Origin of the sequence: Psychrobacillus psychrodurans (genome assembly GCF_050209195.1) — a bacterium.
Lineage (GTDB): Bacteria > Bacillota > Bacilli > Bacillales_A > Planococcaceae > Psychrobacillus > Psychrobacillus psychrodurans.
Genome location: NZ_CP189791.1, coordinates 2,358,023 through 2,380,575, shown reverse-complemented (window position 1 = coordinate 2,380,575; position 22,553 = coordinate 2,358,023). Strand labels below are relative to the sequence as shown.

The following is a 22,553-nucleotide window of genomic DNA, read 5'->3' as shown; positions in this document are numbered from 1 at the left end:
TCTAGTGATAAAACCGTCTGCCCGAATAGATATACTATTTTATAATGAAAAAAGCAAGTAGATTTTCTTTTATTTGAGTCCATTTCTTCTTTACTTATTTTAAGTTAAAACACGTATATTTAGGTGGTTTTATATCCAATTATCCCATTATATAAAGTGGACCTAGTTGATTGGAGCGCAGAGTGGCGACTCCAGTGGGAATAGCGCAAGCTGAAGACCCTGGACTGAGCGTAAGTGAGGGAAGCGGCTGAAGCCGTGCCCACGGAAAGCGTCCCCTCTTCGCTACAATCAATGTCATATCTACGTTCTAGTTTTTAGAGGACGGAGAGTCTTTTTGCAAGGTTTTTTAAACTATCCAAATAATACTTAAGACGTTTACATATAATCTCAATAGTACATATTCTTTTATTAGGGAAAGGTAGAAGATACTGATTATTGAGAAGGCGTTATTATTTATTATCATACTAAGATTACTTTCAGGTAGTATCGAGTTATCTGCAGCAATGCTCATGATTAAATTTAATGATTTAGAAAAAGCTTTTTATATTAACTCTTTACTAGCTTTAGTAGGTCCTGTTGTTTTAATAATCACAACTGGCATAGGTTTAACGGGTTTATCGGAAAAGATATCCTTAACAAGAATGGTTTGTTTATTTTCTGGAATATTACTCATTCTTTATAGTTTAAAATCAAATTGAATAATACAAAATGGACTGGTTAGCATTTAGCTTTCCAGTCCATTTTATTTACACCTTCTGATTTTGTCCCTCAATTTCCTCGACTTTAATAAGTTTCATCGCAAGGAAAAAGAGGACAATTCCAATTACTCCAGCTACGATATAACTAATATTAAGATAATTTTTCATGACTAGCGGCATGATTGGTGGACCAGCCGCAACACCGATGAATCTGGCACTACTATAAAAAGAAGAGATAGTTCCTCGCTCTTCTTTTTTTATATTTTCCGTAATAAGTGCATCTAGTACTGGTAATAAGGCACCAATTGCTATTCCCATCACACTTGTGATAGTTAACAAAAGAATTAGTTTTTCTTTTGTAAAGCCTATGAATACAACACTAATTGACATAGCAATTAAACAAATCATCGTCATTTTTTTCATAGCAGAAACGTTTCCTTTTATATTTCGGCCAGTTATATAAGAGGCAATACAGAGCATAAGTAGTGGAATGGCTAGAACAAAACCTTTTTTAATTCCTTTTATATCATGCGTTTTTTCCAACATTTCAGATAGGAAAAACAAAACACCGAATAATATAAGCATAACAAAAGCACCATTAATAAATACAGTTAAAAGCCATTTTCCTTCTTTTTTAAATGTCTTTTTTGTATTACTCAAAAAGTCTTTCAATTTTTTGGGTTCATCTTTCTCCTTTGGTACTTTAACAAAGAAGAATATCATCACGATGGAAATTAAACTAAAAATCGAAATTGAAAAGAACGGTAAAAACCATAATACAGCAGCTAAAACTGATCCGAGAATCGGACTTAAAACTTTGCCGAAGGTGTTTGAGGTTTCAATAATGCCAAGACAAGAACTAGTTTTCTCATCATCATCCTTATATAAATCGCCGACAAGTGGCAATACTATTGGCATGGCACCAGCTGCACCTATTCCTTGAAGAATTCTTCCTATAATAATCCAAAAAAAGGGGTCGTCTATTTTCCAAGAAGCAAAACCAGCAATAATACCTCCGATGAGTGCCAGTATCAAACTTGGTAAAATGACAATTTTTCTTCCGAAACGATCTGAAAGGTAACCAGCAACTGGTATTAGAAAAATAGCTGCGATTGAATAACTGGTAATAATCATACTTGACTGGAACGAACTGATTCCTACCTTTTTTTCTAAAATAGGTAAAATAGGAATCAGCATGGAGTTACCAAGTGTCATGACGAGTGGGATAGAGGCCATACTAATAACGCACCAGATACTTACATTGTCATTTTGATTATTATTTTTCATAATCTGCACACCTCAACTAATGTCTTTAAGGTATGTTCTCCCTGGTACCTTACAATATACGTTCAATAAATTACTAAAACAGAGCTTTAAAAGCTTGGATGCCAAAATAGATACCAAAACCAATCATACATAAGGAAGAAATAAAAGAAATGGCTTTTAAAAGAGGGGTGGACAGCAAATTTCGTGAACTACTCGATATGAAGGCCATTATAAAATCTACAAGTCCAATACCAACTAATATTGCTAGACTAATGATAATGGTTTCAATACCAGATATTTCACTACCACCACTCACCAAAATTGAACCGTAAATACCTAACCAAAATAGAATTGTCAAAGGATTTAAAAAAGCCATTAACAAACCAGCTAACATTGAGTGCCGAAATCGAACAATTTTTCGGAATTTTGGATCCATAGAAATATTATTTATAGTCAATAAATTTTCAATCCCTGTATACATGAGCACAAAAAAACCAAAGCACCATAAAAAGATCCGCATATATGGAGAATCGATAAACTGACCCACTCCAAAGTAAACCATTAGCATATATATTATGTCTGTTATTATAGCCCCAAGCCCGAAAAACCACGCATGGAAAAACCCATTTTTTATACCGGTATTTAGAAGTGTTGCTTTAACAGGTCCAATTGGCGCTGCTAAGGAAATACCTAACAAGAAATATGTACTTAAAGAATTCATTCATGTCCCCCATTTTTGTTATATGATGCATCATATTCATGAGGGACTAACCATACAACTTAAGAGGCTAAATAATATAAAGGAATGGTTAAACTGGAATAATTCTATGTACCTATTATTCAGAATAGTTAGTGAAATTGACGTTAAAATGATTGAAGTTTCATGATTCATGTGCTATTATACAAATAACACGAATCCTGATGTGTTCGCAATTTGCCAATCAGTTTTGACCGAACAATTATATCGTTGGGAGTCTAACTTTTATTATAAATGACATGCCTTTAATCGGGACGCCAGGATTAATAAAGAGGACACCCACCTGCTTCTTGCGGGTTCAAAACGATACGCTTTATTTGTCGGCACGATTGGGATTCGTATCATTTGTTAAATATCCTCTGGCGAATTTGCTAGAGGTTTTTTCTTGGGATTTTATCAACTAATCTGATTTAAATGGAGTGTTTTTATGTTACATCAATTTTCTAGAAATGAACTTGCAATAGGTGAAGAAGGAATAGAACTATTGAAAGGTACTACTGTTGCTATATTGGGTGTAGGTGGAGTCGGATCTTTCGCAGCTGAAGCTTGTGCACGAAGTGGTGTTGGTCGAATTATTTTAGTAGATAAAGATAATGTAGACATTACTAATATTAACCGTCAGTTAGTAGCTTATATATCAACGATTGGACGTTCAAAATCAGAAGTGATGAAAGAACGAATTGCCGACATTAATCCTGAATGTGAAGTAATAGATATGCATATGTTTTATACGGAAGAAACATATGAGCAATTTTTTGCGATGAATATAGATTATGTTATCGATGCATCTGATACAATCATTTATAAAATTCATTTAATGAAAGAATGCTTAAAACGTAATATAAAAATTATTTCAAGTATGGGTGCTGCAAATAAAACAGATCCAACTCGTTTTAAGATTGTTGATATATCTAAAACACATACGGATCCGATTGCAAAAGTTATACGTACAAAGCTACGCAAGGAAGACCGCATTACAAAAGGAATTCCAGTTGTATTTTCAGACGAGAGCCCAATTGTTGTTAGAGAGGACGTAGTTGGAACGGTTGGTAAACCAGAAGCAGCTATTAGAAAAGCTAAAATGCCACCTTCTTCAAACGCATTTGTTCCCTCAACAGTCGGTTTAATATGTGCTAGCTGGGTTATAAACGATATCTCAAAAGATATTCATATTAATCGAGTACAGTAATTACTTGAAGTTTTTTCCTGATGATTTATACTAAATTTATAAGCGAGGAGGGGATTACAATGACTGAAACAAATAACCAAGAAGCACCTAAAAAGAAAATGACACTTCAAGAAGCTGTTAAACAAAAGCTTGAAGAGAAAAAGAATCAATCTGCAGGTGGTAAAACTTCCCTTAACGGTTCTACTGGAAATCAGAAAATGAAAAGCCAACAGACTAAAAAAGTGAGTAACACAAGACGTAAGATGGGTGTTTAAACCATAAAAAAATCCAGTCCCTTTTCAAGGGTGCTGGATTTTTTTAATAGACAGAAAGTATATTAAAATGTACCGTGAACACGTGGTTCATGGGACTTTTAAGAATGAATAATAGTACTTATTTCCGTTACATGTGGAACGCTTTCGGCGGGCGAGACCGAGCCTCCTCAGTCAGGCGCTACGCTTCTTTCCTGCGGGGTCTCGACTTTCTCGTTAATCCGGCTGGAGTCGCCACATTTCACTACAATCAATTAAGTGAGTAGTACTGCATGATAAAATTTAGCATAGCCTCTCGCCTAGATGATAAGAGTAGTCCCAGTTAGTGTAGGAATAGAATCGTCTTTTCATTTAGAGATATTATTCTGTATGGAAGGAAGAAAAAAGTAGATTTTCTATGATCTGATTCCCTATCAGCGTTACCTATTTTAGAATAAAACACTTATACTTAGGCGGTTTTAAATTAAATTATCCGCTATATAAAGTGGATCTAATTGATTGGAGCGCAGAGCGGCGACTCCGGTGGGAACAGCGCGAGCTGAAGACCCTGGACTGAGCGTAGCGAAAATCTTTTTTGCGACGAGCTTGCGCAGGAGCAAGGGAAGCGGCTGAAGCCGTGCCCAAGGAAAGCGTCCGCTCGGAGCGGAAATCAACGGCATATCTACATTTTTTTTAGAGGACCGGGCTTTTTATACCCGGTTTTTCTTATTATTTTTCTTTTTTAAAGTTCTCTAATCGCTTGTAGATAGCTGCCAATCTTTTTTCTTCGCCAGCTTCAATCGGTTTATAGAAAATAGAACCTACTAGATTATCTGGCAAGTAGGTTTGATTGACCCAGCCACCAAATGTGCCGATTTTATAGTCATGTGGATATATATAACCACCATGTCCTAAATCAGCTGCTCCTGCATAATGCGTGTCCTTTAAATGACTTGGAATATCACCAGTTTTCCCCTGGTGTATACTTCCAATTGCAGCATCTAAAGCGGAGTATGCAGAATTGGACTTCTCCGATAAACACATAAGGACTACAGCGTTGGCTAAAGGTATTCGTGCTTCCGGTAATCCTAGTCGTTCTGCGGATTGAATAGCTGCTAGTACTTGTGGACCAACAGATGGGTTCGCTAGCCCTATATCCTCATAACTCATTACCAGTAACCTTCTAGAAACAGCTACCAAGTCGCCGTTTTCCAAAAGGTGCGCCAAATAATATAGTGCCGCATCTGTATCACTGCCACGGACTGATTTCTGTAATGCTGAAAGTAAGTTGTAAAAGTGAGATCCTTTTTTATCCCCAAAAACCCCGACCCTATCAACGAGACTTTTTAAGATTGAATCTTCTACAATAGTGATTCCGTTTTCTTCAAAACTTGCAAAAATAGTAGATTCTAATAGGGTTAGAGCTTTTCGTGCATCCCCATTAGCTGCGTCTGCTATTAATTTTCTTTGATCCTCGGTAATTTGAATTTTCATCTGACCAAGACCTTTTATTTCATCTTCTAACGCTCTTACTAAAAGTAAATCTATGTCATCAGTTGTTAGTCTTTTAAGTTGTTTGATTTCACCACAACGTGATCTTATTGCTGGGTTTACATCATGATAGGGATTTTCAGTTGTTGCTCCGATTAATATAATCGATCCATTTTCTACATGGGGGAGCAATGTATCCTGCTGTAACTTGTTGAAACGATGAATCTCATCTAGAAATAGAATGACTTTCCCACTGATACGTGCATCGGCTACTACATCTTCCACATCTTTCTTTCCAGCTTTAGTGGCATTCAATGCAACAAAGGGTAGCTTTGTGGTACCCGCTATGGCAAATGCAAGAGAGGTTTTGCCAACTCCTGGATCGCCATATAATAGCATTGATGGTACATGTCCGTTTTTTATCATTTTGTACAATGCGGTGTTTTCTCCGATAACATGCTGCTGTCCAGCTAGTTCATCTATAGTTTGAGGTCTCATCCGATATGCTAAAGGTTCATTTTGCAAAATGATCACTCCTTATTTCGTACATCTGTTCTTTAATTATATAGAAGATTGCCTGAAAAGTCATTTTGAAGTCGATATAGTATGTAATTATGCTATACTAGGGAAAGAATTTTTTTAATCTTATGAGGTGAATTATTTTGAAATTTTCAACAAAAGGAAGATACGGTTTAACGATTATGGTGGCTTTAGGGAAGCAATATGGGGAAGGTCCGATTGCCCTCCGTCAAATTGCTGCGGAATATAATTTGTCTGAAGCGTATCTAGAGCAGATTGTTTCTCCTCTAAGAAATGCAGGGCTTGTAAAGAGTGTAAGAGGTGCTTACGGTGGTTATATGCTATCAAAGACACCAGACGAAATTACTGCAGGTGATGTTATTCGAGTTTTAGAGGGACCTATTCAAATCGTTGAGGGGATTGAAGAGGAAGCACCGCCGCAGCGTGAACTTTGGATGCGTATTAGAGACGCTGTCAAAAATGTATTAGACACCACTACGATAGAAGACCTTGCAAAATATACAGAAGAAGATCCAGAGAACACTGGGTATATGTTTTATATATAAGGAGTTTAAAATGACTAGAATATATTTGGATCATGCAGCCACAACACCTATGTCCGAAGAAGTAATCCAAGTCTATACAGCTGAAATGAAAGAAGAGTTCGGAAACCCATCTAGCATCCATCAGACAGGAAGAAAAGCAAGAAAGAAAGTGGATGATGCTAGAACAATTTTAGCTAAAAGTATTGGGGCACATGAAACGGAAATTACTATTACTAGCGGAGGTACGGAAGCAGATAATTATGCTATTTTTGGAACTGCTTATGCTAGGAAGAATGAAGGTAAGCATGTAATTACAACTCAAATTGAACATCATGCTGTACTTCATGCTTGTGAGCAACTTGAAAAAGATGGTTTTGAAGTAACCTATCTTCCGGTAGATAAAAATGGATTGATCAGTATCAATGACTTGAAAAATTCACTAAGAGAAGATACTATTTTAGTTTCTATTATGTATGCTAACAATGAGGTTGGGGTTATTCAACCCATCGTTGAAATTGGTGAATTTTTGAAAGATCACCCAGCCTATTTCCACACGGATGCTGTACAAGCATTTGGTAGCTTATCAATAGACGTCACAACAGCTTATATCGATTTACTAAGTGTTTCAAGCCATAAGATAAACGGCCCTAAAGGGATTGGTTTTTTATATCAACGTAAAGGTGTTAACCTTAAGCCAATTTTTTACGGAGGACAGCAGGAACGAAAAAAACGTGCAGGTACTGAAAATGTGCCTGCTATTGTTGCTTTTGCAAAGGCCGTTCAATTGAAACAAGCAGTTATTACTGAGGGCATTCTAACTTATAATCAGTTAAAGCAGGTTTTCTTAACCGAATTAGAGAGACTTCGTGTTCCTTTTAAAGTTAATGGTTCGCATGAATCTGTTCTTCCACATGTTATAAATATAAGTATCCCTAATACAGATGTGGAAACTTTTTTAGTGCAATTAGATTTAGCCGGAATTGATGCATCTAGTGGATCTGCGTGCACTGCAGGTTCAATTGATCCGTCTCATGTACTCGTAGCAATGTATGGAGAAAACACACCAGAGTTACGAAATTCGGTTCGATTTAGCTTTGGATTAAACAATACAAAAGAGCAAGTGATTGAAGCGGCTTATAAAATAAGCAAGATAGTATTATAGTTCAAACTCGCTAAAGGTTTAACTTCATTGGCCAGAGTTTGAAATCATTACGATGAAGTTAAAGATTTAAGTGAAAAGAGTGATAAGGATGAAAAAAATAGAAGATACAAGAGTAGTAGTTGGAATGTCCGGAGGGGTAGATTCCTCGGTTGCAGCTTATTTACTAAAAGAACAAGGTTATGATGTAATCGGCATTTTCATGAAAAACTGGGATGACACTGACGAATTTGGTGTGTGTACTGCCACAGAAGATTATGAAGACGTTATAAAAGTCTGCAATCAAATAGGAATTCCATATTATGCTGTAAACTTTGAAAAACAATATTGGGATAAGGTTTTCACATATTTTTTAGATGAGTATAAAGCTGGACGAACTCCTAATCCAGATGTTATGTGTAATAAGGAAATTAAATTTAAAGCATTTTTAGAGCATGCTTTAGCATTAGGAGCAGATTACTTGGCAACTGGTCATTATGCACAGGTAGAAGTTCGTGATGGACAAACTCGTATGTTGCGTGGAAGAGACAATAATAAAGATCAAACTTATTTCTTGAATCAATTAAATCAAGAACAATTAGAAAAAGTAATGTTCCCAATTGGACATTTAGAAAAGAAAAAAGTTCGTGAAATTGCATTAGAGCAAGGACTTGCTACTGCAACGAAAAAAGATTCTACCGGTATTTGTTTCATTGGTGAAAGAAACTTTAAGGAATTTTTGAGTCAGTACCTTCCTGCGCAACAAGGTGCCATGGAAACAATGGATGGAATAGTTATGGGACAGCATGATGGACTGATGTACTATACAATTGGTCAACGACATGGTCTTGGAATTGGAGGTTCAGGTGATCCTTGGTTCGTTATCGGGAAAGACTTGGACAGAAATGTACTTCTAGTTGGGCAAAATATAAACAATGATGCATTGTTTTCGACTAGCCTAACTGCAACCGATTTATCTTTTACAACAACAATAGAAAAACCACAAACTTTCCAAGCAACAGCAAAGTTCCGTTATCGTCAAGAGGACGTTGGTGTACTTGTGGAGTTAATAGATACAAATCGAGTTAGAGTAATATTTGACGAGCCAGTGCGTGCTATTACACCAGGACAAGCAGTTGTATTCTACCAAGGTGATGAATGTTTAGGTGGAGCTACAATTGATGAAGTTTTCAAAGATGGGCTTAAACTGGATTATGTTGGATAACTGGAGGTAATAACATGAACTACAATGAATTAGGAATTCAAGCTATACAAGAAGAAGATTACGAAAAAGCAGTAGAGCTTTTTACGAAAGCAATTGAAGAAAATCCGGATGAGGCAATCGGTTATATTAATTTTGGAAATCTTTTGTCGTCAATGAATGAAGATGAGCGGGCAGAGAAGTTTTTCCAAAAAGCAATTACATTAGACGAGGATGCAGCAACAGCTTATTATAGTCTTGCAAATTTATACTATAATGCTGAGAGATTTGAGGAAGCTGCAAAGTTATATGAAAAAGCAATCGCTAGTGGTATTGAAGGTCCAGACGCATTTTATATGCTAGGGAAGAGTCTTGAAAAAGAAAATTTAACAAAGCTTTCACTTCCATATTTTCAAAGAGCTTATGAGCTGGCTCCTGAGGATAACCAGGTAAAATTGTCCTATGGAATTACCCTCGCTAGCTTAGAGATGTTCGAACAAGCAGAACCAGTATTCAAAGAAATAGTAGAGGCAGATGCGGAAAATGCAGATGCACACTACAATCTGGGTGTTTTATATGCTGTTTCTACATCTAATACAGAGGCTGCATTATCTCATTTAAAAGAAGCCTTTACGCTTCAACCTAATTATGATCAGGCACGCTATGTGTACGACATGATTTCTCTACGCAATTAATGAAACTTTGGAGGCGGTATTATGACCAACGATATAAATAATGAAAAACAATTTATTACAGGTCGTCCTATCGTTTCCATTTTTCATAATCCTCAAAACTTATTTTCTATCATAAAATTAAAAATCAAATCCACAAACACTACATACATAGACAAGGAAATAATTGTATCTGGTTATTTTCCTCCTTTAGTACTAGAAGAGGCGTATAAATTTATTGGATATATTAAAAACCATCCGAAATATGGTGTTCAATTTCAAGTGGAAACGTTCCAAAAAGAAGTGCCAGCGACGGAACAAGGAATCATTCATTACCTTTCGAGCGATATGTTCACAGGTATTGGTCGCAAAACTGCAGAACAAATTGTAAAAAAACTTGGACCAAATGCTATTAATAAAATTTTGGATGATCCCGAAGCCTTAGATGTAGTTCCACGTCTTGCTGAAGAAAAAAAACAAACATTACGAGCGGTTTTAGAACAAAATTTAGGCCTAGAAAAAGTGATGATTCAACTTAATGAGTGGGGATTTGGACCTCAAATCGCTATGAAAATCTATCAAGCTTATAGAGAAGAAACACTCAACGTACTTACTAAAAACCCATTCCGTCTTATTGAAGAAGTAGAGGGGGTAGGTTTTGTTCGAGCTGATGAGCTTGGCTATAAATTAGGTATTCAAGGAAACCACCCCGATCGTATCAAGGCAGCGATATATCACCTCCTTCAAACTGCTTCGTTAGGAGAAGGTCATGTATTTTTATATGCAGAGCAATTATTAGAATCAGTTAAAAAGCTATTAGAAACTGCTCAGCGTGAGGAAATTCCGTATGAGGCAATTAGTAAATGCTGCATTGAACTTGCAGAAGAAAGTCGGATAGTCGGCGAAGTGAATCGTTTTTATATTCCTTCTTTATATTATTCCGAAGTTGGAATTGGCTCTAAAATAGAAACTCTACTAGCTGAAAATGATACACATCATCAATTTCCATTAGCTGAGATGAAAAAGCATCTTGGAAGTATTGAAGAGCGCCTAGGTGTGCAATATGCCCCGACACAAATTAATGCGATTGAGACTGCGTTAAATGCAAGCGTGACATTACTTACTGGCGGTCCTGGTACGGGTAAAACAACCGTAGTACGAGGGATTGTCGAACTATATGCAGAACTACATGGACTTTCGTTAGATCCGAAGGAATGGATAAAGGACAAGAAACCATTTCCTGTAGTATTAGCCGCACCTACGGGTAGAGCTGCTAAACGCCTGAGTGAATCGACAGAATTACCTGCTATGACTATTCATAGATTATTAGGATTTACTGGGCAAGAGGATGCAGACGTCGAAGGTAAAGAAATCGAAGGCAAACTAATTATCATTGATGAAACATCTATGTTAGATACATGGTTAGGATACCAACTATTAAAAGCTATTCCGAAAGATGCGCAAGTGATTTTTGTTGGGGATCAAGATCAACTTCCGCCAGTAGGACCAGGGCAAGTATTAAAGGACTTACTCGCCTCTAAACGAATTCCAACTGTTGAACTAAAGGATATTTATCGCCAAGCAGAGGGATCCTCGATTATAGAACTTGCCCATGAGATGAAGCAAGGGATGGTTCCGGCATCTTTATTAGACAAGACAAAGGATCGTTCATTCATTAAGGCTTCTACCGAACAAATTCCAAAAGTAGTAGAACAAGTATTAAAAAGTGCTTTATCCAAAGGACTTTCCATTCGGGATATGCAAGTTTTAGCACCTATGTATAGAGGGCCGGCAGGTATTGATGCGCTTAACAAAATGATTCAAGAAATGGTTAATCCGAATACAGATGGAAAGCGAAAAGAAATGGTATTTGGTGAAACTATTTATCGTATTGGGGATAAAGTTCTTCAACTAGTCAATCAGCCAGAGAGCCACGTGTTTAATGGAGATATGGGGGAAGTCATTAGTATTTTCAGAGCTGCTGAAACAGTCGAGAAAAAAGAAATGTTAATAGTTTCTTTTGATGGAAATGAAGTAACATACGAAAAAAATGATTTGAATCAGCTTACTTTAGCTTATTGCTGTTCAGTTCATAAATCACAAGGTAGTGAATTTCAAACGGTTATTATGCCTATAACAAGAAGTTATATGAAGATGTTAAGAAGAAATTTACTTTATACAGGAATAACACGAGCTAAAAACTTTCTTATATTATGTGGGGATCCAGAAGTATTTAAGTTTGGAGTAGAAAGAACTGATGATCTTCAAAGATTGACTAGTTTAAAAGAACGTTTATCCAATGTAGAAGAATCAGGGCAACAAGAGGAAAAAGAAATAGTTAAGGAATCGGAAGTGACTCAAAAGGACGTCACCTATCTGACTGCTGAAAATTATCATATGATAGATCCTCTAGTAGGCATGAATGGTGTCAATCCGTATCAATTTATGGATACAGACAATTGACACAAAGCGATTTGTTTTTTATAATCAATTGCATATAGTAAAATGTTGACGGAGAAAGTACTAATTGTTAGCTGACTAGAGATGGATTCCTTGGCTGAAAGAATTCACTGATCTAACATATAGGAAAGCTACTCTTGAATGCAGTTAAAACCTGTCGTCTGGCCGCGTTAAGGCTTCTTGAGAGACATAGTAGAATTTCTACTGTGTAACTAGGGTGGTACCGCGAAACAACAGCTTTCGTCCCTTTTTTAGGGATGAGGGCTTTTTTTATTTGTTTTGGCTTTTAGTGAAGTAAAGTAATACTGTTGATTTCCGTTACAACGCACTTTCATGTTTCGAAGCTAGCGTAGTGTGCGGTAGCTCACATTCGTATAGAAACTTCATCTATGCTCCCTTTAACGGAACTAAATCTTTATTGCCGAAAGCTGATCCGAATATTAAAATCATCAACGTCTACAAATCACTAATACAAATCATTAGGAGGAACTAAACATGAAACAATTAACAGGTGCTCAAATTAGACAAATGTATTTAGACTTTTTTATGGAAAAAGGACATTCACAGGAACCTTCAGCTCCACTTGTACCAATCAACGACCCATCTTTGCTTTGGATCAACAGTGGTGTAGCGACATTAAAAAAATATTTTGACGGGCGTGTTGTTCCTGAAAACCCTCGTATTACGAATGCGCAAAAATCTATTCGCACAAACGATATTGAAAACGTTGGAAAAACAGCTAGACATCATACTTTCTTTGAAATGCTAGGAAACTTTTCTATTGGTGACTACTTTAAAAAAGAAGCGATCCATTATGCTTGGGAGTTTTTAACAGATTCTAAGTGGATTGCTTTTGAACCAGAAAAATTATCTATTACAATTCATCCAGAGGACGAAGAAGCATATAATATTTGGAAGGATGAAATCGGAATTCCGGAAGAAAGACTTATTCGTTTAGAAGGTAATTTCTGGGATATTGGGGAAGGTCCAAGTGGTCCGAACTCGGAGATTTTTTATGATCGTGGAGAAAGCTACGGAAATGATATGAACGATCCTGAGTTGTATCCAGGTGGAGAAAATGAACGATATTTAGAAATTTGGAATTTAGTGTTCTCAGAATTTAATCATAATCCAGACAATACGTACACACCATTACCAAAACAAAATATTGATACTGGCATGGGTCTGGAGCGTATGGCTAGTGTGGTACAAGATGTTCCAACAAATTTTGATACTGATTTATTCATGCCAATTATTCGCCAAACAGAACAAATTTCTGGAAAGTCGTATCGTGCAAATGAAGTTGATGATACTGCATTTAAAGTAATTGCGGACCATGTTCGTACAGTTGCATTTGCAATTGGAGATGGTGCATTACCGTCAAACGAAGGAAGAGGATATGTCCTTAGAAGATTACTTCGTAGAGCAGTTCGTTTTGCAAAACAATTAGGAATTGAAAAGCCATTTTTACATGAACTTGTACCAGTTGTAGGGAAAATTATGCAAGATTTCTATCCAGAAGTAACAGAAAAACAGGATTTCATCATGCGTGTTATTAAAACTGAAGAAGAAAGATTCCATGAAACATTACATGATGGTTTAGCTATATTAGAAAAGGTTATTGAAGAACAACAAGCTAAAGGTGAATCTTACATCCCCGGAACTACAACATTCACATTATATGATACGTATGGTTTCCCAATTGAATTAACGGAAGAATATGCAGAAGAAGCAAATATGACTGTAGACCATGATGGCTTTAAATCAGAAATGGAAGCACAACGTTCGCGTGCTCGTGCTGCAAGACAAAATGTAGATTCTATGCAGGTGCAATCCGAAGTATTTGGAAATCTACATGATGAAAGTGAATTTATCGGATATGACACGATGAGTATATCTACTAAAGTTACGTCAATAGTTCGTGATCAAGTATTAGTTAAATCAGCTCATGAAGGCGAGGAAGTGAAAGTAGTATTAACTAAAACACCTTTCTACGCTGAAAGTGGTGGGCAAATTGCCGATCATGGTGTAATTGAAAATGATACATTTAAAGGATATGTAAAAGATGTCCAAAAAGCTCCAAATGGACAAAATCTGCACACAGTAGTTATTGAGTCAGGTGAGATAATTACAGATGCTGAAGTAAAGGCAACTGTCGACAATTCACTTCGCGGACATACGATTAAAAATCACTCAGCTACACATATTTTACATCAAGCATTGAAAGATGTATTAGGGACACATGTAAACCAAGCTGGTTCTTATGTTGGTCCTGATCGTTTACGTTTTGACTTTTCTCATTTTGGACAAGTAACAACAGAAGAACTTGAGCAAATAGAGCGTATAGTTAATGAAAAAGTGTGGGATAATATCCCGGTAGTTACTGGTTTTCATAATATTGACGAAGCTAAACAAATGGGAGCAATGGCATTATTCGGCGAAAAATATGGTGATATTGTAAGGGTAGTAAAAATGGGAGATTTCTCATTAGAGCTATGCGGTGGAATTCACGTTCAAAACACTTCAGAAATTGGATTCTTTAAAATCCTTTCAGAAAGTGGAATCGGGGCAGGTACTAGACGTATTGAAGCTGTAACTGGTAAAGGCGCTTATGAAATAGTTAAAGAAGAAGAACATATATTAAGTGAAGCAGCAAATTTATTGAAGGCACAGCCAAAAGATTTAGTGAATAAGGTCTCTCAAACATTACAAGAGCTAAAAAATGTTCTAAAAGACAATGAGTCACTTTCTGCAAAAATAGCAAATAGCCAAGCTTCTTCTGTCCTATCATCTGCACAAAAAGTAAATGATGTAACTGTGTTATCTGTAAAAGTAGATGCGAAGGATAATAACCAATTACGTCAAATGATGGACGATTTAAAACAAAAGCTTGAAAAAGCAGTCATTGTTTTAGGTGCAGTTGATGGGGATAAAGTAATGATTTCTGCAGGAGTAACAAAGGATATCGTTGGTGGGAACTATCATGCTGGAAATATCGTCAAACTAGTAGCAGAGCAATGCGGAGGTAAAGGTGGAGGACGACCGGACTTTGCCATGGCTGGTGCTAAAGATGCAAGTAAACTTGAAAATGCATTAAGTTCTGTGTTGGAATATATTAAATCAGTTTAAATTATTTCCAAAATAGGGTATACTAATACAATAGATACATTAGTTTAATCATTAAAAATGGAAAGCGAGGTGCTGATCATGAGCTCTTTTGATAAAACGATGAAATTTAATTTCCCTGAAGAATCGATGGAACAAGAAGTAAAACATGTTATGATCCAAGTTCACTCTGCACTAGAAGAAAAAGGGTATAATTCTATCAATCAAATTGTAGGCTATTTATTGTCAGGTGATCCAGCTTATATTCCTCGCCATCAAGATGCACGAAATATGATTCGAAAGCTTGAACGAGATGAAATATTAGAAGAACTAGTGAAATTTTATATTAAAAAAAATAATGAGGCTTAACGATGCGAATTATGGGTTTAGATGTTGGTTCTCGTACTGTTGGAGTGGCAATTAGTGATGCACTAGGTTGGACTGCTCAAGGTATTGAAACAATAAAGATACATGAAGAAAGTTTTGAGTTTGGTCTAGAACGAATTGATGAACTCGTGAAAGAGCATAATGTAACAGAATTTGTTGTTGGATTTCCAAAAAACATGAATAATTCTATTGGTCCACGTGCTGAAGCTTCTGAACAATATGCTAAGCTATTAACCGAGAAATATCATTTACCTGTCACATTATGGGATGAACGATTGACAACGATGGCTGCAGAACGTATGTTAATAGATGCTGATGTAAGTCGTAAAAAACGTAAGTTAGTGATCGACAAGATGGCTGCTGTAATGATTTTACAAGGCTATCTTGATAGAAAAAATAGATGAGGTGACTGCAAATGGACCACGGTCAAGAAAATATTACAATTGTAGATGAGAATGGAAATGAACAACTTTGTAACGTGCTTTTCACATTTGAATCAGACGAATATGGAAAATCCTATGTACTTTATTATCCAATAGGAGCAGAAGAGGATGAAAATGAAGAAATCGAAATTCATGCATCATCTTTCACTCCTAATGAAGATGGAGAAGACGGAGAATTACTTCCTGTTGAATCTGATGCTGAATGGGATATGATCGAAGAAATGTTAAGTACATTTTTAGATGAGCAAGAAGACGAAGACGAAGAATAAGATTATCTATTCAAGGTGGATGAGGGAAGCCTCATTCACCTTTTTCTTTGCTTAGTTCTTTTTTACATAGTTCCAATAATCAAGGTATATTGATGACCAAAGAAGCGACTTGCCGATAGAAAAGTATTTTTTCTATAGTTATCCAAAAACGTACTTTCCTGTTTCTAAGAATTGCAGGAGAGTAACCAGCATCCCTAAAAGTAAAATCGGTAATAATATCGCAAAAAGTCTGTCCAAGACTCATCGAAAACAATAGAAATTGGTTTCTGTCTAGAGAGTACTTGGGCTTTTGTTCTTTTATATGTTTTCTTGTATAATGAGATGGAGATAAAGGGGGAGAACCCGTGGGAAATGAAACAAAAAAAGATATTATGTTTAATAAAATGAAAAATAAGAAAAAAGAAGTGAAACTTGTTAGAAAAATTGTTTTAATTATTACTTTTCTTATAATTGTCGTTGGGGGAATAGGTGGTTTAATTGTCTATAATTATGTAGAATCAGCTCTACTCCCATTAGATCCTAACTCTGAAGAAACCATTACAGTGGACATCCCAATTGGATCAGGATTAGATTCTATATCCAGTGAGTTGGAAAAAAGCGGAATTATTAAAAACGCTAAAATCTTCAAGTATTATGCAAAGTTCAACAATGAATCTCAATTTCAGGCTGGGGAGTATAGTTTGACAAAGGCAATGACGTTAGATGAAATTATTGAAAGCTTAAAATCTGGCAAGATTTACAGAGAACCAGTTTTCTCGTTGACTATTCCTGAAGGATTAACAATCGAGCAAATTGGACAAGTAGTTGAAAAAAACACGAAGCATTCTGCAGATGATTTCTTTAAGCTCGTAACGAGCGAGGAGTTTGTAGATAGAATGATGATTAAATATCCAAATGTTTTAGGAGCAGAGATTAAAGGGGAAAATGTGCGCTATGCATTAGAAGGATACCTTTTCCCAGCCACCTATCCATTTTTTGAGGAAAATCCTTCAATCGAGTCAATCGTAGATACAATGCTTGCTAATACTGATAAAGTTGTAACGTCATACGTAGATCTGTTACAAGCAGAAGAGAAATCAGTTCATTGGTTGCTAACTTTTGCATCTTTGTTAGAGGAAGAAGCTACAGCCCAAACAGATCGAGCAACGATAGCAAGTGTCTTTTATAATCGTATAGAAGAAGGTATGCCTTTACAAACAGATCCAACTGTCCTTTATGCAAAAGGTACTCATAAAGATCGTGTTTTGTTTGAAGATTTAGAGTTTGATAATCCGTACAATACGTATCAAAATACAGGGTTACCACCTGGACCTATTGCAAATGCAGGTAAATCATCTATTGAGGCAGCACTTGATCCAAGTGATACAGATTATTTTTATTTCTTAGCAGATAAAGAGGGTACTAATCACTTTTCTGTAACATATGATGAACATCTTCAAAAAATAGACGAATTTTTAAAATAATTAGGCTGCAGGAGAGGGAGTGATGTCGCATTCCTTCTCCTGCTATGTTATTATAAGAGTTGTTTTTTTACATAATAGGGAGTACTATTTTAATGACCTAAAGGGGTTAGTTTAGATGAATATAAGCGATGATTTTTTGAAGGATCTGATTAAGCCTAGATCCGCTATTTTTTTGGAAATGGAACAATATGCAAAAGATAATCATGTACCTATTATGCAACTAATGGGGATGGAATCGTTATTGCAACTTCTTTCCTTACAAAAGCCCAAGTCTGTTTTAGAACTAGGAACTGCTATTGGATACTCTTCCATGCGCATGGCAACTAAACTAGGGAAAACATCCATTGTGACCATCGAGCGCGATGAAACAAAGGCTGAGCTTGCTAAAACATATATAGAACGTGCGAATTTACAACATCGAATTCGAGTAATTGTTGGAGACGCTTTAGAAATTTCAGCAAAAGACCTTGGAGAACTCCAATTTGATGCTATTTTTATTGATGCAGCTAAAGGTCAATACAAAAATTTCTTCGAAAAATATGCCCCATTTTTGAATGATGGTGGCGTTATTTATTGTGATAATTTATTGTTAAACGGATTGTCCGAGTTACCGATGAGTGAAGTGCCAAGAAGAAAAAGAACAATGGTCCGAAACCAACATCAATTTATGGAGTGGTTGATGAATCATCCGGATTATGACACGGCATTCTTACCAGTTGGAGATGGAATGTTAGTAAGTATTAAGAGGTGAAAGATATGAACAAAACTGAGCTATTAGTAACACCTGCAAGTATTAGTCACTTAGAAGATTTAATCGTGGCTGGTGCTGATGCATTTTTAGTCGGTGAACAATTTTTTGGTCTAAGACTTCCTGGAGAATTTACGTTAGAAGAAATTACAATAGCAAGAAACATCACTTCCAAACAAAACAAAAAATTATATATTGCGATGAATGCACTTTTCCATAACGATAAACTGGAAGCACTTGCACCTTATATGAAAAAGCTTCAAGAAATTGGTGTTGATGGAATTGTTTTCGGTGATCCAGCAGTCATTATTGCTAGACGTGAAGCTGAAGTAATTATTCCCTTACACTGGAACACGGAACAAACAGCAACCAATTATTTCACAGCCAATTATTGGGGGAAACGTGGTTCAACTAGAGCTGTCCTAGCAAGAGAACTAAGCCTAGACGAAGTAGTGGAAATTAAAGGAAATGCTGAAGTTCAAATTGAAGTGCAAGTCCACGGAATGACATGTATTTTTCAGTCGAAACGCTCACTTTTAGGTAATTACTTCTTGTTCCAAGACAAAGCAATGGAAGTAGAGAATCGTTCTAAAAATAAAAATATGTTTTTACATGACAAAGAGCGTTCCAATAAATATCCGATTTATGAAGATGGTAACGGAACACATATTTTTAGTCCAAATGATATGTGTATGATAGATGAACTTGATGAGTTATTAGATGCTGAAATTGATAGTTTGAAAATAGATGGAATCCTTCAAGATCCATCTTATATTACTTCTATAACGAGCTACTACCGTAAAGCTATCGATGCTTATTTTGAATCGAAAGAAGCTTATAAAGCTTGTAAAAAAGATCTCTTTAACAAAATTGAAGAAATCCAACCAGCATTAAGACCATTAGATACTGGCTTTTTCTTTAAGGAAACTGTGTATTAAAGGAATATATGAGTCAATTTCATAATTACTGTTTTAATAAAAGAAAGTTTACGGCAGATCACTCTTTTATTAAAGGTTTATTGCGTAATTGGTGTGGAAAGCGTCCGTGTGGAACGGAAATCAACTTTGTTCGAATTCACTATTTAGTATGCTTTTTATGAAATTAATTACATATAACTGATAGTTTAAATGGTATTAATCAGTTAGGAAAGGGTAGGTTTATTTGCTTAATACTAAAATAGATAAAATAAGTGAGCTAATTGATGGTAAACGAGTTATTTCGAAAAAACCTGAGTTATTAGCGCCTGCTGGAAGTTTAGAAAAGTTAAAAATTGCTGTGCATTATGGAGCAGATGCCGTTTTTATAGGTGGAAGAGAATTTGGCCTTCGATCAAATGCGGGAAACTTTTCAATAGATGAAATGCGGGAAGGAGTAGAATTTGCAAAACGATACGGAGCTAAAGTGTATGTGACTACTAATATATTCGCCCATAATGAAAATATGGATGGATTAGAAGAGTACCTACAAGCAGTTGAAGCAGCTGGCGTAACTGGTATTATTGTTGCAGATCCATTAATAATTGAGACATGTCGAACTGTAGCACCCAAATTAGAGCTTCACTTGAGCACACAACAATCCTTATCCAATTGGAAAGCTGTACAATATTGGAAAGAAGAAGGGCTTGATCGTGTTGTACTTGCTCGAGAAACTAGTGGTGACGAGATTCAACTGATGAAAGAGAAAGTTGATATTGAAATTGAAACTTTTATCCATGGGGCAATGTGTATAGCTTACAGTGGAAGATGTACACTATCCAATCATATGACTGCTCGTGACTCGAATAGAGGAGGATGCTGTCAGTCTTGTCGCTGGGATTATGATTTGTATGAGCAAAATGATGGACAAGAACAGGCGCTATTCACAGATAATGATGTTCCATTTGCCATGAGTCCAAAAGATTTAAAATTATTGGAATCAATACCGCGTTTGATAGAACTAGGAATCGACTCTTTAAAAGTGGAAGGACGTATGAAGTCAATACACTATATAGCTACAGTTGTAAGTGTTTACCGAAAAGTGATTGATGCATATTGTGCAGATCCTGAAAACTTTCAAATGCAGCTTAGCTGGATAGAAGAACTGGAAAAATGTGCAAATCGTGAAACGGACACAGCATTTTTTGAGGATGAACCGAGCTTTGAACAACAAATGTACGGAGTCCATGATAAAAAATTAGGGTACGATTTTGTGGGACTTGTGTTAGAGTATAACGAAGAAACACAGATAGTTACACTACAACAACGAAATTATTTTAAGCCAGGAGACATAGTAGAGTTTTTTGGCCCAGAAATAGAAAACGTTGAAGTAGTTATAAAAGAAATTTTAGACGAAAAAGGACAAGTGTTGGATGCGGCGAGACATCCATTACAAGTTGTCCAATTTAAATGTCAGGAAAAATTATATCCAAATAATATGATGAGAAAAGGGATGAAATAATGACGAAGAAAACTCCTCTTATCATTGGGATCACAGGTGGATCAGGATCAGGTAAAACGAGTGTAACGAACGCAATAAGTGAAGTATTTAAGGACCATTCAGTAGTAGTAATACAACAAGATTTTTATTATAAAGATCAAAGTCATTTGAAGTTTGAGGAAAGACTTAATACAAATTATGATCATCCACTAGCTTTTGATAATGACTTATTACTTGAACATATTCACAATTTATTAGACAATAAGGCAATTGAAAAGCCTGTATACGATTATGCAAAACATACTCGCTCTTCTGAAACGATTAAGATAGAGCCTAAAGATGTTATTATTTTAGAGGGTATTCTTGTATTAGAAGATGAGCGTCTTCGAAATATGATGAATATCAAATTATTCGTGGATACAGATGCAGATTTACGTATTATTCGTCGTATATTACGTGATATTAACGAAAGAGGACGTACAGTAGACTCAGTTGTGGATCAATACCTTAATGTAGTTCGTCCAATGCACAATCAATTCATTGAGCCAACTAAAAGATATGCAGATGTAATCATTCCAGAAGGTGGCCAAAATGAAGTAGCTATCGATTTAATGGTAACAAAAATAAAAACTATTCTTGAAACGGATGTTATTGTATAATATGATGATTGAGATTGACAATAATTTCATGATATTCATAACATTGTGATTAGATGCATATGAATAATCCATGATAGAGTTTTAAGTGTGTATTTAAAGGAGTGTATGGGAGTGTCAACAGAGAAACAATATCCAATGACCGTTGCTGGTAAACAAAAGTTACAAGATGAATTAACGCATTTAATAACGGTAAAACGTAAAGAGGTAGTAGAGCGTATTAAAATTGCAAGAAGTTTTGGTGATTTATCAGAGAACTCTGAGTATGATTCAGCTAAAGAAGACCAAGCGTTTGTAGAAGGTAGAATCTCAACCTTAGAGTCAATGATTCGCAATGCAGTAATCATCGAAGGAGAAGGAAATAACGACACTGTTACACTTGGTAAAACTGTAACATTTGTAGAAATTCCAGATGGTGATGAAGAAACTTACACAATCGTAGGTTCTGCAGAAGCAGATCCAATAGAAGGTCTTATCTCGAATGATTCTCCAATTGCTAAAGGATTGATCGGCAAATCTACAGGAGATCGAGTGAAAATCCTAACTCCAGGTGGAGAGATGGACGTAGAAATAAAAACTATATCTTAAAGCGAAGAGGTAAACGAAACCGTTTACCTCTTTTTTTGAAATGAAATATATAATATTGTTCCGTATACATTGTGTTTAAGGTAAAAGAACGAATAAATAACACTACTGATTTACGTTTCAAGTGGACGCTTTCCATGGGGGGGGGCGAGGGAAGCAGCTGAAGCCGTTTCCACGGAAAGCGTCCGCTCGGAGTGGAAATTAACGGTATGTTCCTTAATAGAAAAGAATGAATAGAATCATATACCTAAAACACTGGTCAAGCATTTGTGTAAAAATGGTCTACCGAGATTTGATGATGACTATCAATCGAACTA

At 36.0% G+C, this 22,553-nt stretch carries 21 protein-coding genes, 1 other RNA gene and 1 other annotated feature; of the genes, 19 read left to right on the top strand and 3 right to left on the bottom strand.

The genetic code is table 11. From position 1 onward, the window contains the following. Positions 1-425 precede the first annotated feature (425 nt). Positions 426-698, top strand: a complete 273-nt coding sequence (locus tag ACQCPR_RS11510) for a YqhV family protein (RefSeq protein WP_427138941.1) — start codon at positions 426-428, stop codon at positions 696-698. 48 nt (positions 699-746) lie between these two features. On the opposite strand, the gene ACQCPR_RS11505 is transcribed toward ACQCPR_RS11510, so the two are convergent. Both ACQCPR_RS11505 and ACQCPR_RS11500 read right to left on the bottom strand, forming a co-directional pair. Next, complete coding sequence (locus tag ACQCPR_RS11505; protein WP_427137083.1) at positions 747-1,985, bottom strand: MFS transporter; 1,239 nt, start codon at positions 1,983-1,985, stop codon at positions 747-749. 73 nt (positions 1,986-2,058) lie between these two features. Further along, positions 2,059-2,685: a LysE family transporter gene (locus ACQCPR_RS11500; RefSeq protein WP_427137082.1), complete on the bottom strand. Its 627-nt coding sequence runs from the start codon at positions 2,683-2,685 to the stop codon at positions 2,059-2,061. A 191-nt stretch (positions 2,686-2,876) separates the two neighbouring features. On the opposite strand from ACQCPR_RS11500, the gene ssrS reads away from it, so the two are divergent. The 3 genes from ssrS to ACQCPR_RS11485 all read left to right on the top strand — a co-directional run bounded on the left by ssrS (position 2,877) and on the right by ACQCPR_RS11485 (position 4,164). Next, positions 2,877-3,061, top strand: a non-coding RNA gene (gene ssrS / locus ACQCPR_RS11495) — 6S RNA. Between the two features lie 87 nt (positions 3,062-3,148). After that, positions 3,149-3,910: a tRNA threonylcarbamoyladenosine dehydratase gene (locus tag ACQCPR_RS11490; protein WP_090563936.1), complete on the top strand. Its 762-nt coding sequence runs from the start codon at positions 3,149-3,151 to the stop codon at positions 3,908-3,910. Between the two features lie 59 nt (positions 3,911-3,969). After that, entirely contained in the window at positions 3,970-4,164 is a 195-nt protein-coding gene (locus tag ACQCPR_RS11485; RefSeq protein ID WP_090563934.1) for a hypothetical protein, read from the top strand. Positions 4,165-4,869: 705 nt separating this feature from the next. On the opposite strand, the gene ACQCPR_RS11480 is transcribed toward ACQCPR_RS11485, so the two are convergent. After that, entirely contained in the window at positions 4,870-6,156 is a 1,287-nt protein-coding gene (locus ACQCPR_RS11480) for a replication-associated recombination protein A (RefSeq protein ID WP_090563932.1), read from the bottom strand. A gap of 137 nt (positions 6,157-6,293) precedes the next feature. Between ACQCPR_RS11480 and cymR the strand changes: the two genes are divergently transcribed. The 15 genes from cymR (at position 6,294) to greA (ending at position 22,239) form a co-directional block, all read left to right on the top strand. Beyond that, entirely contained in the window at positions 6,294-6,716 is a 423-nt protein-coding gene (gene cymR, locus ACQCPR_RS11475) for a cysteine metabolism transcriptional regulator CymR (RefSeq protein WP_090563930.1), read from the top strand. Positions 6,717-6,726: 10 nt separating this feature from the next. Then, positions 6,727-7,857, top strand: coding sequence for a cysteine desulfurase family protein (locus tag ACQCPR_RS11470; RefSeq protein WP_427137081.1), 1,131 nt, complete (start codon positions 6,727-6,729; stop codon positions 7,855-7,857). Positions 7,858-7,945: 88 nt separating this feature from the next. Beyond that, a complete protein-coding gene (gene mnmA / locus ACQCPR_RS11465) occupies positions 7,946-9,058 on the top strand; it encodes a tRNA 2-thiouridine(34) synthase MnmA (protein WP_090563927.1) in 1,113 nt (370 codons plus the stop codon). Between the two features lie 14 nt (positions 9,059-9,072). After that, positions 9,073-9,729, top strand: coding sequence for a tetratricopeptide repeat protein (locus ACQCPR_RS11460; protein ID WP_427137080.1), 657 nt, complete (start codon positions 9,073-9,075; stop codon positions 9,727-9,729). A 21-nt stretch (positions 9,730-9,750) separates the two neighbouring features. Then, positions 9,751-12,168 carry an SF1B family DNA helicase RecD2 gene (gene recD2, locus ACQCPR_RS11455; RefSeq protein WP_427137079.1) on the top strand — a complete coding sequence of 806 codons (2,418 nt, stop codon included), beginning with the start codon at positions 9,751-9,753 and terminating at the stop codon, positions 12,166-12,168. Positions 12,169-12,204: 36 nt separating this feature from the next. After that, positions 12,205-12,416 (top strand) — a binding site (T-box leader). 244 nt (positions 12,417-12,660) lie between these two features. After that, entirely contained in the window at positions 12,661-15,294 is a 2,634-nt protein-coding gene (gene alaS, locus ACQCPR_RS11450) for an alanine--tRNA ligase (protein WP_427137078.1), read from the top strand. Positions 15,295-15,372: 78 nt separating this feature from the next. Next, positions 15,373-15,639, top strand: coding sequence for an IreB family regulatory phosphoprotein (locus ACQCPR_RS11445; RefSeq protein WP_090563918.1), 267 nt, complete (start codon positions 15,373-15,375; stop codon positions 15,637-15,639). A gap of 2 nt (positions 15,640-15,641) precedes the next feature. After that, the gene (gene ruvX / locus ACQCPR_RS11440; RefSeq protein WP_427137077.1) at positions 15,642-16,061 is read left to right on the top strand and encodes a Holliday junction resolvase RuvX; all 420 of its coding nucleotides are present in this window, start codon (positions 15,642-15,644) and stop codon (positions 16,059-16,061) included. Between the two features lie 11 nt (positions 16,062-16,072). Beyond that, a complete protein-coding gene (locus tag ACQCPR_RS11435) occupies positions 16,073-16,369 on the top strand; it encodes a DUF1292 domain-containing protein (protein ID WP_211894702.1) in 297 nt (98 codons plus the stop codon). 344 nt (positions 16,370-16,713) lie between these two features. Further along, positions 16,714-17,832, top strand: a complete 1,119-nt coding sequence (gene mltG / locus ACQCPR_RS11430) for an endolytic transglycosylase MltG (protein ID WP_090563910.1) — start codon at positions 16,714-16,716, stop codon at positions 17,830-17,832. A gap of 115 nt (positions 17,833-17,947) precedes the next feature. Then, positions 17,948-18,583: an O-methyltransferase gene (locus ACQCPR_RS11425; protein ID WP_427137076.1), complete on the top strand. Its 636-nt coding sequence runs from the start codon at positions 17,948-17,950 to the stop codon at positions 18,581-18,583. A 5-nt stretch (positions 18,584-18,588) separates the two neighbouring features. Further along, complete coding sequence (locus ACQCPR_RS11420) at positions 18,589-19,518, top strand: peptidase U32 family protein (RefSeq protein ID WP_427137075.1); 930 nt, start codon at positions 18,589-18,591, stop codon at positions 19,516-19,518. A gap of 223 nt (positions 19,519-19,741) precedes the next feature. After that, positions 19,742-21,016 carry a peptidase U32 family protein gene (locus ACQCPR_RS11415; protein WP_427137074.1) on the top strand — a complete coding sequence of 425 codons (1,275 nt, stop codon included), beginning with the start codon at positions 19,742-19,744 and terminating at the stop codon, positions 21,014-21,016. Next, entirely contained in the window at positions 21,016-21,654 is a 639-nt protein-coding gene (udk, locus tag ACQCPR_RS11410) for a uridine kinase (RefSeq protein ID WP_090563900.1), read from the top strand. Before ACQCPR_RS11415 ends, udk begins: the two co-directional genes overlap by 1 nt. 111 nt (positions 21,655-21,765) lie before the next feature. After that, positions 21,766-22,239 (top strand): transcription elongation factor GreA, encoded by a 474-nt coding sequence (greA, locus tag ACQCPR_RS11405; RefSeq protein WP_093496139.1) that lies wholly within the window; start codon positions 21,766-21,768, stop codon positions 22,237-22,239. The last annotated feature ends 314 nt before the right edge of the window (positions 22,240-22,553 follow it).

Bases quoted from the DNA above. Each gene is read 5' to 3' on its own strand.
- ACQCPR_RS11505 (WP_427137083.1), bottom strand. From the start codon at position 1,985: ATGAAAAATAATAATCAAAATGACAATGTAAGTATCTGGTGCGTTATT.
- ACQCPR_RS11500 (WP_427137082.1), bottom strand. From the start codon at position 2,685: ATGAATTCTTTAAGTACATATTTCTTGTTAGGTATTTCCTTAGCAGCG.
- ACQCPR_RS11490 (WP_090563936.1), top strand. From the start codon at position 3,149: ATGTTACATCAATTTTCTAGAAATGAACTTGCAATAGGTGAAGAAGGA.
- ACQCPR_RS11485 (WP_090563934.1), top strand. From the start codon at position 3,970: ATGACTGAAACAAATAACCAAGAAGCACCTAAAAAGAAAATGACACTT.
- ACQCPR_RS11470 (WP_427137081.1), top strand. From the start codon at position 6,727: ATGACTAGAATATATTTGGATCATGCAGCCACAACACCTATGTCCGAA.
- mnmA (WP_090563927.1), top strand. From the start codon at position 7,946: ATGAAAAAAATAGAAGATACAAGAGTAGTAGTTGGAATGTCCGGAGGG.
- ACQCPR_RS11460 (WP_427137080.1), top strand. From the start codon at position 9,073: ATGAACTACAATGAATTAGGAATTCAAGCTATACAAGAAGAAGATTAC.
- recD2 (WP_427137079.1), top strand. From the start codon at position 9,751: ATGACCAACGATATAAATAATGAAAAACAATTTATTACAGGTCGTCCT.
- alaS (WP_427137078.1), top strand. From the start codon at position 12,661: ATGAAACAATTAACAGGTGCTCAAATTAGACAAATGTATTTAGACTTT.
- ACQCPR_RS11445 (WP_090563918.1), top strand. From the start codon at position 15,373: ATGAGCTCTTTTGATAAAACGATGAAATTTAATTTCCCTGAAGAATCG.
- ruvX (WP_427137077.1), top strand. From the start codon at position 15,642: ATGCGAATTATGGGTTTAGATGTTGGTTCTCGTACTGTTGGAGTGGCA.
- ACQCPR_RS11435 (WP_211894702.1), top strand. From the start codon at position 16,073: ATGGACCACGGTCAAGAAAATATTACAATTGTAGATGAGAATGGAAAT.
- ACQCPR_RS11425 (WP_427137076.1), top strand. From the start codon at position 17,948: ATGAATATAAGCGATGATTTTTTGAAGGATCTGATTAAGCCTAGATCC.
- ACQCPR_RS11420 (WP_427137075.1), top strand. From the start codon at position 18,589: ATGAACAAAACTGAGCTATTAGTAACACCTGCAAGTATTAGTCACTTA.
- udk (WP_090563900.1), top strand. From the start codon at position 21,016: ATGACGAAGAAAACTCCTCTTATCATTGGGATCACAGGTGGATCAGGA.